This window comes from Nonomuraea polychroma (assembly GCF_004011505.1).
In the GTDB taxonomy this organism is placed as follows: domain Bacteria; phylum Actinomycetota; class Actinomycetes; order Streptosporangiales; family Streptosporangiaceae; genus Nonomuraea; species Nonomuraea polychroma.
This window is the reverse complement of sequence record NZ_SAUN01000001.1, coordinates 11356915-11370313: the sequence shown is the minus strand read 5'-3', so window position 1 is coordinate 11370313 and position 13399 is coordinate 11356915. Positions and strand designations below refer to the sequence as shown.

Sequence of the window (13399 nt, the reverse complement as noted above, 5' to 3'; positions counted from 1 at the left end):
TCTGCAGCCAACTGCCGCTACGGTCTCGACCAGGCACCTCAGTAGGGCGGCAGTCTACTGAGCAGGTTTCTTATTAGTAACGACTCCTTCCGGGGCCGCGGTCCAGTCTCTTGCGCCAGCAGGCTGAGTGCCAGTGGCGGCGCTCCTCGTCGCCCCCCGCCCAGTTGGGCCAGGCCACGAGGTGTGGCTGGCCACGGCGGATCTCCTGGTCGCAGCCGGGGCAGCGGTAGTCCTTGGCCGACGAGGCGCCGGTGAGCATACGGACCTTCCACTCGCCGTCCGGCCATTCCTCCACCTTGTCCAGGCCGGTCGGGAAGCCGAAAGGGCGGGAGGACTCCCTGCGGCGGGCACGTCGTGGACTCATCCCGCGCCGTATGCGGACCGTTCGAACGCCATGCGTCCAGTTTTCCAGAGCCGCTAAGGTGGGTCGTCATGCGGCTGGTCATCGCGCGATGCAGCGTGGATTACGTAGGACGGCTCACGGCACACCTGCCGATGGCGCCGAGGCTCGTCCTGATCAAGGCGGACGGCAGCGTGAGCATTCACGCCGACGACCGCGCCTTCAAGCCGCTCAACTGGATGAACCCGCCGTGCAAGCTCAAGGAGGACGGCGACACCTGGACGGTCACCCACGGCAAGACCGGCGAGAAGCTGGTCCTGACCATGGCCGAGATCCTCCACGACTCCAGCCACGAGCTGGGCGTCGACCCCGGGCTGATCAAGGACGGGGTGGAGGCCCACCTGCAGGAGTTGCTCGCCGAGCACATCACGACCCTGGGCGAGGGATATTCGCTGATCCGGCGGGAGTACATGACGGCGATCGGGCCCGTCGACATCCTGTGCCGCGACGCGCTGGGCGCGACCGTGGCGGTGGAGATCAAACGCCGCGGGGAGATCGACGGCGTGGAGCAGCTCACCCGGTATCTCGAGCTTCTCAACCGTGACCCGCTGCTCGCCCCCGTCCGCGGGGTCTTCGCCGCCCAGGAGATCAAACCCCAGGCCAAAGTGCTTGCTCTCGACCGCGGCATCGACTGCGTCACGCTCGACTACGACGCCCTCCGCGGCATCGAACCCGAAAACCCCACTCTTTTTTGATCTTTTACGCGGTGCCGTGGTTCGCCACTCGCCGCACTTCGGCTGGTGGCCCTCCAGGAAACGGCCTCTGACCCTTCAGTGGTGGCTCGCCGTTACGCGAGCCTCGGTTGGCCGGTTACCCGGTTTCGTGACCTGCCGCGTGCCGTGGATCCTGGATGGAGGAGGTGAGGGGCCATGGAGATTCGGGCTGCGGACGTGGAGCGCGAGGCCGAGGCGGTCGGTGACGCGCTGGCCAGGGCGTTTCACGACGATCCAGTGATCAACTGGTTGCTCGGGGAGGGCAAGGACGCGGCACTGATGTTCGCCACGCTGGCCCGGTACACGCACGAGATCACCGAGGTGGCCGTGGATGAGGACGGCTCGCTGGCGGGGGTCGCGCTGTGGGACCCGCCCAGGCACCAGCCCGACTATCCGGAGGGTGCCATCGCGGGCTTCATGGCGGCCATGGGGGATCGGGTCTCGTACGGGATGCTGCTGGACGAGGAGCTCGGCAAGCGGCGGCCCGAGCAGCCGTTCTGGTATCTGGCCCAGCTGGGCACGGTGCCGGAGCGGCAGGGCACGGGCGTGGGCGGCGCTCTGCTGCGGGCCGGGCTGGCCAGGTCCGACGCCGAGCGCATGCCGACGTACTTGGAGAGCAGCAAGGAGTCCAACGTGCCGTTCTACGAGACCTACGGCTTCGCGGTCACCTCGCGCTTCGAGCTGCCCGACGGCCCGCCGATCTGGACCATGTGGCGGCGGCCCGCCTGACCAGGGCCCGGAGCTGGTAAGCGTTGCCTTACCGGTCTATCGTGACGCCATGACCACGCTCACGTTCGACTCACTCAACCCGGCGACCGGCGCGATCGTCGGCAGCCACCCCAAGCAGGGCCCCGACGCCGTCGGCGAGGCCGTCGGCCGGGCCGACGAGGCGGCTGCCTGGTGGGCCGGGCTGGGGCATGGCGAGCGCCGGCGCCGCCTGCTCGACTACAAGGCCGTCGTCACCCAGCACCTGCGTGAGCTCGCCGCACTCGTCCACGAGGAGAACGGCAAACCGGTGGGCGATGCCACGCTGGAGATCGTGCTGGCGATCACCCACATCGACTGGGCGGCTCGCAACGCGGAGAAGGTGCTCGGCCGCCGCCGGGTCAACACCGGCATGATCGGCCTCAACCTGGCCGCCACCCTCGAATACCTCCCGCTCGGCGTCGTCGCCGTGATCGGCCCGTGGAACTACCCGGTCTTCACCCCCATGGGCTCCATCGCGTACGCGCTGGCCGCCGGCAACGCGGTCGTGTTCAAGCCGAGCGAGCTGACCCCCGGCGTGGGTGTGCGGCTGGCGGAGTTGTTCGCCGAGTCGGTGCCCGAGCACCCGGTGTTCCAGACCGTGACCGGGCTGGGCGAGACGGGGGCGGCGCTGGCGGGCGATCCGCGCGTGCGGAAGGTGGCGTTCACCGGCTCGACCGCCACCGCCAAGCGGGTCATGGCGGCCTGTGCCGAGAATCTCACCCCGATCGTGGCCGAGTGCGGCGGCAAGGACGCGTTCATCGTGGACGCCGACGCCGACGTGGCGCGGGCCGCCGACGCCTGCCTGTGGGGCGCGATGTCCAACGCCGGACAGACGTGTGTGGGCGTCGAACGCGTCTACGTGGTGGACGCGGTCTATGAAAGTTTCATGCGGGAATTGTCCGATCGGGTGGCGAAGGTGCGGGCCGGCGAGGACTACGGGCCGATCACCATGCCTGGGCAGGTGGACATCATCAAGCGGCACATCGAGGACGCCACCAAATCCGGAAAGGTCGTGACGGGCGGCCCCGGCGCCGTACGCGCGCCGTACGTGGACCCGGTGATCATCGAGGACGTGCCCGAGGACTCCCCCGCCGTCCGGGAGGAGACGTTCGGGCCGACCATCACCGTCCGCCGCACCCGCGACGCCCAGGAGGCCCTGCAACTGGCCAATGCATCCGCGTACGGGCTGGGTGGCACGGTTTTCTCGAAGAACGCCCGCCGGGCGATGGAACTGGCCCGCATGATGCGTTCCGGAATGACCGCGATCAACTCGGTCATCTCCTTCGCCGGCGTCCCGGCGCTGCCGTTCGGCGGCGTGGGCGATTCCGGGTTCGGGCGCATCCACGGAGCCGACGGCCTGCGCGAGTTCGCCAGGCCCAAGGCGATCTCCAGGCAGCGGTTCGCAATGCCGGGGATGAACCTGACGTCGTTCACGAGAGGACCCGCAGAACTTGAGCGACTGATCAGACTTGTCACGTTCTTGCACGGTCGACGTAAAAGATAATCTTCTTACCCTTTCCTAAAACAGGATCAACCGTCCATAATTGTGTGCTCTGGGGGCCACGATCATGTTGGACGGGTGGATTGTGAACCGGTCTTACCGGGGAATGTCGGCTGAGCAAAGGCTGGCGGACAGACGCGAGCGGCTGATGACGGCCGCGTACACGCTATACGCGAAGCCGGGTTTCGCGGCGACGACCATCGAAAGGCTCTGCTCGGAGGCGCGGATCTCCAACCGCGCCTTCTACGAATGTTTCGGCGGCCGCGAGGAACTCCTTCAGGCGCTGCACGAGCGCTGCGTGGAGGAAAGCCTGGCCGTCGTGACCAAAGCGGTACAGGAAGCGCCGAACACCCTCGAGGGACGGATCCAGGCGGGGATTCGCGCTTACATCGACTTCACCACGGCCGACTGGCGACGGGCCCGCATCATGCACGTGGAGGTACGCAGGTCAGGTGATGTCCTGACGCTGTCCCGCCAGCGCGCCATAGACTCCTTCGCCCGGCTGGTGCAGGAGGCCTCGGCTGATTTCCCGCAGGCCGCGCCGCTGAACCGGCGCCTCGTGGCGCTCGCCACCGTTGGCGCGTTACAAGAGTTGCTCATCGAATGGCTGCTCTCCGACGACCAGCCGGACATCGACGAACTCGTGGACACGGCCGTGCACATCTTCACCCGGAGCTTGGGGACCCCCGACATGCCGGGTTGACGCGCCCTGCGTTACGTGTCATGCACACACCGGATAAATCTGCATTGGGCTGTATTCAGTGGGATAGGTCTCCGATTGCGTGCCATCCGTAATCTACATTTTGTCTAAGTCGGGAAAGAGCGGGCAACGGCTGATCGTCGCCCGCTCCGATATGTCACCTCAGGCCACCGCAGCCGCCGGAGCCTCCACGTGCAGCACCCGATTCAGCCGGGTCACCGCCAGGATCCGCATGATCCGCGGGGGCACCCCCCGAAGAACGAGGCGGCGTTGCACGCTCAGCGCGCGCCGATGCGCCCCCACGAGCACCCCGAGACCGGTCGCGTCGATCATCTCCAGCTTGGAGAGATCCAGGATCAGGTCGCCCTTGCCGGAGTCGAGGGCCTTGTGCAAGCGCTCGCGCACCCCCGCCGACGTCCCGGCGTCGAGCCTGGCCCCGATCCGCACCACCTGAGCCCTCGGATTGCCCCGGACGCGCATGCCACCTCCTCATTCACTCACAGCGTGGCCACACCCCCACGTCAAGCACCCGCCGAGGTGAACCCCCCTGCATGACACCTCTACCCACGTATCGGCAATGACACGACCGCCGTGAGCAGGAACTCTCCGTCGCCCGTCGGCTGGGCGGTCATCTTGCCGCCCACGGCGGCCACCCGCTCCGTCATGCCCGTCAAGCCGGTACCCAGGTCGTCGGCCTGCCGCCGGGCCACGCCGTCGTTGCGTACGCGCAGCTCCGCCTCTTCCTTGGTGAAGCGGAGGGTGATGTCACAGAACGTCGCGGTGCTGTGCTTGAGCACGTTGGTGACCGCCTCGCGCACCACGTACGCGAAGACGGGCGCCACCCCGTCGGGCAGGTCACGGTAGGGCAGGTGCACCTCGCAGCGCACACCCGCCGCCTCGAGCACGCTCTTCACGCTGTCCAGCTCGGCGGACAGGTCGAGCTCGCGGTAGCCGCGCACGGCCTCCCGCAGCTCACGCAGCGCCTTCCTGGTCAACGTGTTGATCTCGGCCATCTCGGCCTTGGCCGCCGCGGGGTCGGCGTCCGACAGCCGCACGGCAAGCTCGGTCTTGACCGCGATGGCGGACAGCTGATGCCCCACGAGGTCGTGCAGGTCCCTGGCGAAGCGCAGCCGCTCCTCGGCCAGCGCCAGCCGCGTGTGCGCCTCGCGGCCCTCATGAGCCTGCACGGCCAGTGTCCAGATCCAGACCCACACCCGGCCCGACGGCGGCAGGATCGCGCACCAGATACCGTAAAGCAGGATGTAATAGCCCAACGCTCCGGCAGGCGGCATGTCGATGGCCATGATGCTCGACCCGGTCGCCATGCCGAGCATGGCCAGCCCCACGCTGACGGCCAACGTCCCGATCGACTGGACGACGGCCGTACGCCTCGAGACCCCGAGCGTCGCGAGATACAGCCAGCACATGGGCACGAAACCGAAGCTGAACGGGTCGGCCCCGCCCACGCCGGCCGCGATCAGCGCGAGGACCGCCGTCACCACCATCTGCCTGGTGGGGTAGCGGCGGTCCAGAATGGCGTCGATGATGTGCTGGCTGAGCCAGGTGAAGGCGACCGAGGCGATGAGCGCGGGCACGAGGCGCCACCATGGGAGCGTCCCCTCGCCGGTCCCGATGACGACCCCGATCCCGATGAGGACCCACATGATGGCGAGGCCGAGGATCAGCGTCGCCCAGGTGAGGCGTCGTGCCCGCTGGATCTCGTCCATCTACCGCGTGCGCAGCACGTCGCCGAGCTTCACCCGGGCGCCCGTCCGCAGCACCGCCCGCTCGTACACCTTGGCGCCGAAGGCCAGCACCGCCATCAGGGCCAGCGCCATCCCGGCCATGGAGGCCGCCGTCTGCCACAGCGGCACCTCGGTCGCGGCCATCCGGACCGGCATGATCATCGAGGAGAACGGCGGCACGTACGACAGGACCGTGGCCAGCGTGCCCGTGGGATCGTTGACGGCGTAGATGGCGACGAAGTAGGTGGCCATCATGACCGTGGTCAGCGGAGTGAGCACGCTGTTGACCTCTTCCTGGCGCGAGACCAGTGAGGCGAGCGCGGCCGACAGGGTGGCGAAGAAGGCGTACCCGAGCACGAACCAGACCAGCACCCCGGCCACCAGCCCCGGCATGCCGGGCGGGAAGTCGGCGGCGACGCCGGAGGCCGTGGCTCCGATGAAGCCGGCGACGATGACCGTGGCCAGGTTGACGAGACCGAGCGCGCCCAACCCGACGATCTTGCCGCCGAGCAGTTGCCACGGCCGCAGCGTGGAGAGCAGGATCTCCACGATCCTGCTGCCCTTCTCCTCCACCACACCCATGGCGACCACCACGACCTGGCCGAAGAGCAGCATGAAGAGCACGATGGTGAGCACCCAGGCGATCCCGGTGCGCGCGGCTTGGTAGCGGGTGTCGGCGCCCACGGACTCCATCTGCAGCGCCGGAATCGACACGCCGACCGCGCCCAGCCGCACCTCCCGGTTGACGCTCTGCAGGAGCACGCCGAGCTGGGAATCAATCTCGCCGTCCGTGAGCACCTTCGTGCCGTTGACCAGCACGGCGTCCACATCCCCCGCCAGCACGGCCTGCTTGGCCGCGGCCTCGTCGGGGAAGGAGCGCCACTCGAACTTCGCTTCCGGCGCGGCCGCCTGCAGCGGCAGTTGCTGCGAGTTGACGGTGCCCAGAGTGTAGGAGTCGGGGCCGCCCATGAGCCTGGGGGCGAAGGAGATCACGGCCGTCAGCACGGCCGTGATGATCAGGCCGATCACGAACGCCTTCGTCCGGACCTGGGTGACGATCTCCCTGCGGGCGACCAGCATCAAGCCGTTCACGCGACGGCCTCCTTGAAGATCTCGGTGAGAGTCGGCTGCTCGATGCCGAAGTGCTCGACGTGCCCGGCCTTCATGGCGCGGCGCAGGATCTCCTGGTCGTCGCCGTCCGCCGTACGCAGGACGTGCCGGTCGCCGTTCACGGTGACCGTGCCCGGCAGGCCGTCCGCCCAGCCGGGAGCGGGATCGCGGACGACGACCCGCAGGATGGTGCCCTCCTCCGCCCGGAGGTCGCCCACCGTGCCCGTGGCCACCATCCGGCCGGCGGAGACGATGCCGACCGAGTCGCACAACCGCTCGACCAGCTCCAGCTGGTGGCTGGAGAAGATCACCGGCACGCCGCCCCTGCACCGCTCCTGCAACGCCGCGGCCAGCGCGTCCACCGCGATCGGGTCGAGCCCGGAGAACGGCTCGTCCAGCACCAGCACCTCGGGATCGTGCACCAGCGCCACCGCCAGCTGCACCCGCTGCTGGTTGCCCAGCGAGAGCGCCTGCACCGGGTCGTTCCTGCGCTCGGCCACCCCGAGCCGCTCCAGCAGGTCGTCGGTGGCCTTCTTGGCGGCCGTCGCGCTCATCCCGTGCAAGCGACCGAAGTACTCGATCTGCTCGGCGACCCGCATCTTCTGGTAAAGACCGCGCTCTTCCGGCATGTAGCCGAAGCGCCGCCGCACGTCGTAGTCGAGCGGCTTGCCCTGCCAGCTCACCGAGCCGGAGTCGGCCTGCAGCACGCCCATGACGATGCGCATCGTCGTCGTCTTGCCGGCGCCGTTCGCGCCGACGAACCCGAACATCTCCCCCGGCCGCACGGCGAAGCTGATCCCATCAAGGGCGACCTTGCCGCCGGGGGCGTCGGGGCCGCCCGCGAAGCGCTTGCGCAGCTCGCTGATCTCGAGCATCAGGTCCTCTCCTTCATCATGGATCAATCGTGGCTTCCGAGCCGTTCGCCCTGCCAGTCGCGGAAATCACGGGCCTGATGTGGATCCCGCGTCGGATCCGGATGACATTTGTCATGAGTACGCTGAGCCCATGACACGCGCCGACAAGGACAAGCCGGTGGTCCTGTCCCGGATCTACACCCGCACCGGCGACGACGGCACCACCGCCCTGAGCGACATGAGCCGGGCATCGAAGACCGATCTCCGGCTGGCCGCCTACGCCGACGTGGAGGAGGCCAACGCCCACCTGGGCGTGGCGCTCGCGCACGGGACGCTGCCCGCGGAGCTGGTGGAGGTCCTGGTCCGTGTTCAGAACGAGCTGTTCGACCTGGGGGCCGACCTGGCCACGCCGGTCGCCGAGAACCCGGAGTTCCCGCCGCTGCGGGTGGAGCAGCCGTACATCGACTGGCTGGAAGAGCAGTGCGATCGCTTCAACGCCGGTCTCAAGCCGCTGCGCAGCTTCATCCTGCCCGGCGGGGATCCGGCCACCGCGGCGCTGCACGTGGCCCGGGTCACCGTGCGCAGGGCGGAGCGCTCGACCTGGGCGGCGCTGCAGGTGCACGACGACATGAACGTGCTGACGGCGAAATACCTCAACCGCCTGTCGGATCTGCTGTTCATCGCGTGCCGGGCGGCCCACGCGGGCAACGAGATCCTCTGGAAGCCGGGGGGGACGCGCTAGGCCACGTCGAGGTAAGCGCTGGGCGGCGCGGACTCCAGCCACGCCAGGAAGCCCGTCAGCGCGTCCGCGCTCATCGCGAGCGACACGTCGCGCGTGCTCCCTCCGCAGTCCACGGCGTAGAGCCCGTCGCCGATCTCGCGGCGGGCGGAAACGACGAGGCCGCGCCTCGCGATCGCGTGGCGCGGCCTCAGTCGCACACCCAGAAGGGGAATCCAGTGGAGCTCCCCGTCGGCGTAGCGGGCCACCCCGCTGCGCCAGGCGCCGTCCCCTACTCGCAGGCGACAGGGTACGCTCCCGCGCGAGCGGACGAGCATGACAGCGCGCAACACCACGAGGGCGGCGAGCAGCACCAGGAAAGTCACAACCGTAGCCACCATGCCGCCGCCCCCTGAACGTGTTCTGCTATACCTCTTCGCCTGCGGCGCGCAGCCGGGCCCTGGCCCGCTTGGCCTCGAGTGCCGCGTCGGCGTCTTCCTGGTTGGCCTCGATCGAGGCCTGGGCCCGGTCGAGAGCGTCACGGGCAGCCGCGACGTCGACCTCGGAACCGAGCTCGGCCACCTCGGCGAGCACGGACACTTCGTCGTCGGCCACGGAGATGAAACCACCGTGGACCGCCGCCACAAGCTCCGGCTCCCCCTCCCGCTTCACGCGCAGCACGCCGCCCTCGACGAGAACGCCGAGAACAGGTGCGTGTTGCGGCATAATACCGATCTCGCCGTCCACGGTCTTGGCAATCACCATGTCGGCCTCGCCCGACCAGATCTCACGCTCGGGTGAGACAACCCCTACGCGTAGCTTCGCCACTTTGTGTAGGTCCTTTCCGATCAGGTGATGGCGCGGTTCCGGAACCGCGCCATCACCGTGGGGCGATTAGCGACGCTCGAGTTCCTTGGCCTTCGCGATGGCCTGGTCGATGCCGCCGACCATGAAGAACGCCTGCTCGGGCAGGTGGTCGTACTCACCCGCGCAGAGGCCCTTGAAGGAGGCGATGGTCTCGTCCAGCGGCACGGTCTCGCCCGGCTGGCCGGTGAAGGCCTCGGCCGCGTACATCGGGTGCGACAGGAAGCGCTCGATGCGGCGGGCCCGCTGGACGGTGACCTTGTCCTCCTCGGAGAGCTCGTCGATACCGAGGATCGCGATGATGTCCTGGAGCTCGCGGTACTTCTGCAGGATCCGCTTGGTCTCCTGGGCCACCCGGTAGTGCTCCTCGCCCACGATCTGCGGGTCGAGGATCCGGGAGGAGGAGTCGAGCGGGTCCACCGCGGGGTAGATGCCCTTCTCCGAGATCGGCCGCGACAGAACGGTCTGCGCGTCGAGGTGCGCGAACGCGTTGTGCGGGGCCGGGTCGGTGATGTCGTCCGCGGGCACGTAGATCGCCTGCATGGAGGTGATCGAGTGGCCACGGGTCGAGGTGATGCGCTCCTGGAGCACACCCATCTCGTCAGCCAGCGTGGGCTGGTAACCCACGGCGGACGGCATGCGGCCGAGCAGCGTGGAGACCTCGGAACCGGCCTGCGTGAAGCGGAAGATGTTGTCGATGAAGAGCAGCACGTCCTGCTTCTGCACGTCGCGGAAGTATTCCGCCATCGTCAGCGCCGACAGCGCGACCCGCAGACGGGTGCCCGGCGGCTCGTCCATCTGGCCGAAGACGAGGGCGGTGTCCTTGAGGACGTCCGCCTCCATCATCTCGAGCCAGAGGTCGTTGCCCTCACGGGTGCGCTCGCCCACACCGGCGAAGCACGAGGTGCCACCGAAGTTGCGGGCGACGCGGCGGATCATCTCCTGGATCAGAACGGTCTTGCCGACGCCGGCGCCGCCGAACAGACCGATCTTCCCACCCTGCACGTACGGGGTGAGCAGGTCGATGACCTTGATGCCGGTGACCAGCAGCTCGGTGCGGGACTCGAGCTGGTCGAACGCCGGCGACGGCCGGTGGATGCCCCATCGCTCGTTGATCTTGAGCGACGAGGTCTCGACGTCGAGCGTCTCACCCAGCGCGTTCCACACGTGGCCCTTGACGACGTCACCGACCGGCACCGAGATCGGGCTGCCCGTGTCGGTCACCGCCTGGCCGCGGACCAGGCCGTCGGTGGGCTGCATGGAGATGCATCGGACGAGGTTGTCACCCAGGTGCTGGGCGACCTCGAGCGTCAGGGTCTTGGTCTCGCCACCGAGGGCCACGTCGACCTTGAGCGCGTTATAGATGTCGGGCATCGCCTCGACGGGGAACTCCACGTCGACGACGGCGCCGGTGACACGTGCCACGCGGCCGGTGCCGGCCGCGGCGGCTTCTACAGTTTCAACAGCCTCTGCAGTCATTTCACTCTTTCCCCGCTGCGGCGTCAGCGAGCGCGTTGGCCCCACCGACGATCTCGCTGATTTCCTGGGTGATCTCGGCCTGGCGAGCCTGGTTCATCTGCTGGGTGAGCACCCGCATCAGCTCGTTGGCGTTGTCGGTCGCGGACTTCATCGCGCGCCGCCGCGCGGCCTCTTCCGAGGCCGCCGACTGCAGCAGCGCCGTGAAGATACGGGACTCCACGTATCGCGGCAGCAGCGACTCCAGCACGTCGCCCGCGGTCGGCTCGAACTCGAAGTACGGCGGGATCACAGTGGACTCCGTCGCCTCGGTCTCCTCGACCTCCAGCGGCAGGACGCGCTTGACCACGACGTTCTGCGTGAGCATCGAGACGAACTCGGTCGAGACGATGTGGATCTCGTCGATCCCGCCGTCTTCCTTGAACGAGTCGATCAGCGTGTTCGCGATCTCCTTGGCGTCGGCGTAGGCCGGCTTGCGCGAGAACCCGACCCAGCTGCCGCCCATCTCCCGCTGACGGAAGGTGTGCCAGGTGACACCCTTGCGCCCCGTGACGAACGGCACCACGGTCAGCCCTCGGCTCTCCAGCAGCCCCCGCAGGGCCTCGGCCTCGCGCAGGATGTTGGCGTTGAAGCCGCCACAGAACCCGCTGTCGCTGGTGACGATGAGGACGCCCGCCTTGGCGGGGTTCTCCTTCGCCACGGTCAGCGGATGGTCGACGCTGGCCGCGTTGCTGACGACGCCGGTGACGGCGCGAGTGATCTCGCGCTCGTACGGCAGCGCCGCCTGCATCCGCTGCTGCGCCCTCACGATCCGTGAAGAGGCGATGAGCTCCTGGGCGCGTGTGATCTTCGCGGTCGACTTGACCGAGCTGATCCGCCGCCGCAGCAGCCTTAGCTGGGCACCCATGTCCTACTTCTTCTCCGCCGGACGGACGACCTTCTTGATCTTCTCCTGGCCGACCTCGTCGGCGCCGAGCGGCGCCACTGGCTCGTCCTTGACCAGCAGCTCGCCCGAGGAGGTGGTGAAGCCCTTCTTGAACTCCGTGATGGCGTCCTTGAGAGCGGTCACCGCGTCGTCGGGCAGCTCCTTGGTCTCCCGGATGCCGTCGAGGATGCCCTTGTGCGAGGACTGCAGGTAGTCGAGGAACTCCGTCTCAAATCGGCGGACGTCCTCGACCGGCACCTCGTCGAGCTCGCCGGTGGTGCCGGACCACACCGACACGACCTGCTTCTCGACCGCGAACGGGGAGTATTGCGGCTGCTTGAGCAGCTCGACCAGGCGCTGGCCGCGGTCGAGCTGAGCACGCGAGGCCGCGTCGAGGTCGGAGGCGAACGCGGCGAACGCCTCCAGGTCGCGATACTGCGACAGCGACAGCTTCAGCGTGCCCGCCACCTTGCGCATGGCCTTGACCTGCGCCGAGCCACCGACTCGGGAGACCGAGATACCGACGTTGATCGCCGGGCGCACGCCCGCGTTGAACAGGTCGGTCTCGAGGAAGCACTGCCCGTCGGTGATGGAGATGACGTTGGTCGGGATGAACGCCGACACGTCATTGCCCTTCGTCTCGATGACCGGCAGGCCCGTCATCGAGCCGCCGCCCATGTCGTCCGACAGCTTGGCGCAGCGCTCCAGCAGCCTGGAGTGGAGGTAGAAGACGTCGCCGGGGAAGGCCTCGCGGCCCGGCGGGCGACGCAGCAGCAGGGACACGGCGCGGTAGGCGTCGGCCTGCTTGGTCAGGTCGTCGAAGATGATCAGAACGTGCTTGCCCTGATACATCCAGTGCTGGCCGATGGCCGAGCCGGTGTAGGGGGCGAGGTATTTGTAGCCGGCCGGGTCGGAGGCGGGGGCGGCGACGATGGTGGTGTACTCCAGCGCGCCTGCCTCCTCGAGGCGGGCCTTGACCTGCGCGATCGTCGAGCCCTTCTGGCCGATGGCGACGTAGACGCAGCGGACCTGCGCCTCGGGGTCGCCGGAGGCCCAGGCCTCGCGCTGGTTGAGGATGGTGTCCACGGCGATCGCGGTCTTGCCGGTGCCACGGTCACCGATGATCAGCTGGCGCTGGCCGCGGCCGATCGGCGTCATGGCGTCGATCGCCTTGATGCCGGTCTGCAGCGGCTGCTTCACCGGCTGCCGCTGGACGACCGAGGGGGCCTGGAGCTCGAGGGCGCGCGTGCCCTCGGACTCGATGGCGCCCTTGCCGTCGAGCGGGTTGCCCAGGGGGTCGACCACGCGGCCGAGGAAGTTGTCGCCGACGGGCACGGACAGGACCTCGCCCGTCCTGCGGACCGTCTGGCCCTCCTCGATGCCGCTGAACTCGCCCAGGACCACGACACCGATCTCGCGGGTGTCGAGGTTGAGCGCAAGGCCGCGCGTGCCGTTCTCGAACTCGAGCAGCTCGTTCGCCATCGCCGAGGGAAGGCCGGAGACATGGGCAATGCCGTCGCCGGCGTCGACGACGGTCCCGATCTCCTCGCGCGCGGCGCCTTCCGGTTCGTACGCCTGGACGAAGCGCTCAAGCGCGTCCCGGATCTCGTCCGGCCGGATCGTAAGCTCCGCCATCTCTACTCTGT

At 68.4% G+C, this 13399-nt stretch carries 15 protein-coding genes; 5 read left to right on the top strand and 10 right to left on the bottom strand.

From position 1 onward, the window contains the following. Positions 1-73: 73 nt before the first annotated feature. Positions 74-364, bottom strand: coding sequence for an ATP/GTP-binding protein (locus tag EDD27_RS53070; RefSeq protein WP_127940244.1), 291 nt, complete (start codon positions 362-364; stop codon positions 74-76). 68 nt (positions 365-432) lie between these two features. On the opposite strand from EDD27_RS53070, the gene nucS reads away from it, so the two are divergent. The 4 genes from nucS to EDD27_RS53050 all read left to right on the top strand — a co-directional run bounded on the left by nucS (position 433) and on the right by EDD27_RS53050 (position 4064). Continuing rightward, positions 433-1095, top strand: coding sequence for an endonuclease NucS (gene nucS / locus EDD27_RS53065; protein ID WP_127940243.1), 663 nt, complete (start codon positions 433-435; stop codon positions 1093-1095). A 174-nt stretch (positions 1096-1269) separates the two neighbouring features. Beyond that, positions 1270-1842, top strand: a complete 573-nt coding sequence (locus tag EDD27_RS53060; protein ID WP_127940242.1) for a GNAT family N-acetyltransferase — start codon at positions 1270-1272, stop codon at positions 1840-1842. 49 nt (positions 1843-1891) lie between these two features. After that, entirely contained in the window at positions 1892-3364 is a 1473-nt protein-coding gene (locus tag EDD27_RS53055) for an aldehyde dehydrogenase family protein (protein WP_127940241.1), read from the top strand. Positions 3365-3509: 145 nt separating this feature from the next. Beyond that, a complete protein-coding gene (locus EDD27_RS53050) occupies positions 3510-4064 on the top strand; it encodes a TetR/AcrR family transcriptional regulator (protein WP_241564745.1) in 555 nt (184 codons plus the stop codon). A gap of 159 nt (positions 4065-4223) precedes the next feature. Here EDD27_RS53050 and EDD27_RS53045 read toward each other — a convergent pair whose 3' ends face one another. From EDD27_RS53045 to EDD27_RS53030, 4 genes are all read right to left on the bottom strand, one after another. Beyond that, a complete protein-coding gene (locus EDD27_RS53045; protein ID WP_127940240.1) occupies positions 4224-4541 on the bottom strand; it encodes an STAS domain-containing protein in 318 nt (105 codons plus the stop codon). 80 nt (positions 4542-4621) lie between these two features. Beyond that, positions 4622-5788, bottom strand: coding sequence for a sensor histidine kinase (locus EDD27_RS53040; protein WP_127940239.1), 1167 nt, complete (start codon positions 5786-5788; stop codon positions 4622-4624). Continuing rightward, a complete protein-coding gene (locus EDD27_RS53035; protein ID WP_127940238.1) occupies positions 5789-6898 on the bottom strand; it encodes an ABC transporter permease in 1110 nt (369 codons plus the stop codon). It lies immediately after the preceding gene. Continuing rightward, the gene (locus tag EDD27_RS53030) at positions 6895-7791 is read right to left on the bottom strand and encodes an ABC transporter ATP-binding protein (RefSeq protein WP_127940237.1); all 897 of its coding nucleotides are present in this window, start codon (positions 7789-7791) and stop codon (positions 6895-6897) included. The genes EDD27_RS53035 and EDD27_RS53030 overlap by 4 nt, the downstream gene beginning before the upstream one ends. 130 nt (positions 7792-7921) lie before the next feature. On the opposite strand from EDD27_RS53030, the gene EDD27_RS53025 reads away from it, so the two are divergent. Beyond that, positions 7922-8512, top strand: a complete 591-nt coding sequence (locus tag EDD27_RS53025) for a cob(I)yrinic acid a,c-diamide adenosyltransferase (RefSeq protein ID WP_127940236.1) — start codon at positions 7922-7924, stop codon at positions 8510-8512. Here EDD27_RS53025 and EDD27_RS53020 read toward each other — a convergent pair. The 5 genes from EDD27_RS53020 to atpA all read right to left on the bottom strand — a co-directional run bounded on the left by EDD27_RS53020 (position 8509) and on the right by atpA (position 13388). After that, positions 8509-8889 (bottom strand): DUF2550 domain-containing protein, encoded by a 381-nt coding sequence (locus EDD27_RS53020; protein WP_127940235.1) that lies wholly within the window; start codon positions 8887-8889, stop codon positions 8509-8511. The two genes, EDD27_RS53025 and EDD27_RS53020, sit on opposite strands and share 4 nt — an antisense overlap. A 25-nt stretch (positions 8890-8914) precedes the next feature. Beyond that, a complete protein-coding gene (locus EDD27_RS53015; RefSeq protein WP_127940234.1) occupies positions 8915-9316 on the bottom strand; it encodes a F0F1 ATP synthase subunit epsilon in 402 nt (133 codons plus the stop codon). A 66-nt stretch (positions 9317-9382) separates the two neighbouring features. Further along, positions 9383-10831: a F0F1 ATP synthase subunit beta gene (gene atpD, locus EDD27_RS53010; RefSeq protein ID WP_127940233.1), complete on the bottom strand. Its 1449-nt coding sequence runs from the start codon at positions 10829-10831 to the stop codon at positions 9383-9385. A 1-nt stretch (position 10832) separates the two neighbouring features. After that, on the bottom strand, positions 10833-11735 hold the full coding sequence (locus EDD27_RS53005; protein ID WP_127940232.1) for a F0F1 ATP synthase subunit gamma: 903 nt from the start codon (positions 11733-11735) through the stop codon (positions 10833-10835). Between the two features lie 3 nt (positions 11736-11738). Next, positions 11739-13388: a F0F1 ATP synthase subunit alpha gene (gene atpA / locus EDD27_RS53000; RefSeq protein WP_127940231.1), complete on the bottom strand. Its 1650-nt coding sequence runs from the start codon at positions 13386-13388 to the stop codon at positions 11739-11741. Positions 13389-13399 lie beyond the last annotated feature (11 nt).

Coding starts and splice junctions, on each gene's coding strand:
- EDD27_RS53070 (WP_127940244.1), bottom strand. CDS start 364: ATGAGTCCACGACGTGCCCGCCGCAGGGAGTCCTCCCGCCCTTTCGGC.
- nucS (WP_127940243.1), top strand. CDS start 433: ATGCGGCTGGTCATCGCGCGATGCAGCGTGGATTACGTAGGACGGCTC.
- EDD27_RS53060 (WP_127940242.1), top strand. CDS start 1,270: ATGGAGATTCGGGCTGCGGACGTGGAGCGCGAGGCCGAGGCGGTCGGT.
- EDD27_RS53055 (WP_127940241.1), top strand. CDS start 1,892: ATGACCACGCTCACGTTCGACTCACTCAACCCGGCGACCGGCGCGATC.
- EDD27_RS53050 (WP_241564745.1), top strand. CDS start 3,510: ATGACGGCCGCGTACACGCTATACGCGAAGCCGGGTTTCGCGGCGACG.
- EDD27_RS53045 (WP_127940240.1), bottom strand. CDS start 4,541: ATGCGCGTCCGGGGCAATCCGAGGGCTCAGGTGGTGCGGATCGGGGCC.
- EDD27_RS53040 (WP_127940239.1), bottom strand. CDS start 5,788: ATGGACGAGATCCAGCGGGCACGACGCCTCACCTGGGCGACGCTGATC.
- EDD27_RS53030 (WP_127940237.1), bottom strand. CDS start 7,791: ATGCTCGAGATCAGCGAGCTGCGCAAGCGCTTCGCGGGCGGCCCCGAC.
- EDD27_RS53025 (WP_127940236.1), top strand. CDS start 7,922: ATGACACGCGCCGACAAGGACAAGCCGGTGGTCCTGTCCCGGATCTAC.
- EDD27_RS53020 (WP_127940235.1), bottom strand. CDS start 8,889: ATGGTGGCTACGGTTGTGACTTTCCTGGTGCTGCTCGCCGCCCTCGTG.
- atpD (WP_127940233.1), bottom strand. CDS start 10,831: ATGACTGCAGAGGCTGTTGAAACTGTAGAAGCCGCCGCGGCCGGCACC.
- EDD27_RS53005 (WP_127940232.1), bottom strand. CDS start 11,735: ATGGGTGCCCAGCTAAGGCTGCTGCGGCGGCGGATCAGCTCGGTCAAG.
- atpA (WP_127940231.1), bottom strand. CDS start 13,388: ATGGCGGAGCTTACGATCCGGCCGGACGAGATCCGGGACGCGCTTGAG.